This window comes from Pseudoalteromonas sp. AOP7-A1-14 (assembly GCF_052376275.1).
Taxonomy (GTDB): Bacteria; Pseudomonadota; Gammaproteobacteria; order Enterobacterales; family Alteromonadaceae; genus Pseudoalteromonas.
Map to the genome: position 1 here is coordinate 1 of NZ_JBQSVO010000305.1, position 357 is coordinate 357.

The 357-nt window shown below is 39.2% G+C and carries 1 protein-coding gene; it reads left to right on the forward strand.

What is annotated here, in order from left to right; genetic code table 11:
• The first annotated feature begins 41 nt into the window (after window positions 1-41).
• Complete coding sequence (gene tnpA / locus ACT3RM_RS18235; RefSeq protein ID WP_301563154.1) at window positions 42-347, forward strand: IS66 family insertion sequence element accessory protein TnpA; 306 nt, start codon at window positions 42-44, stop codon at window positions 345-347.
• Window positions 348-357: the final 10 nt, after the last annotated feature.

Below are 357 nucleotides of genomic sequence, written 5' to 3' on the forward strand. Positions count from 1 at the left end.
ACCTATGCATAATTTACTCAGCATATTAACCTGAGGTAATTATGAATAAACAGCAAAAAATAAAACACTGGCAAGGCATTTTTGAGCAGCAAAAATCGAGTGGTTTAGCCATCATTCAATTTTGTCGTGATAACAACATTAACGCATCGACTTTCTATGTTTGGCGTAAACGCCTTTCTGACGAAACGGTAAGGGTTAAAAAGCAACAGGTGATCCCGTTTGTTATTCATGAGCAAGCCTTTACGCAACCTTCAATCATTAAACTCACCACACCAAACGGCTATCAAATAGACTTCGAGTCGACATTAGCTAACCAAACGCTAGCCAAATTATTGAGCGTACTGTGACACCTTGCAC

What these genes read in the sequence shown, in the direction of transcription:
- tnpA (WP_301563154.1), top strand. Translation starts at nt 42, where the DNA reads ATGAATAAACAGCAAAAAATAAAACACTGGCAAGGCATTTTTGAGCAG.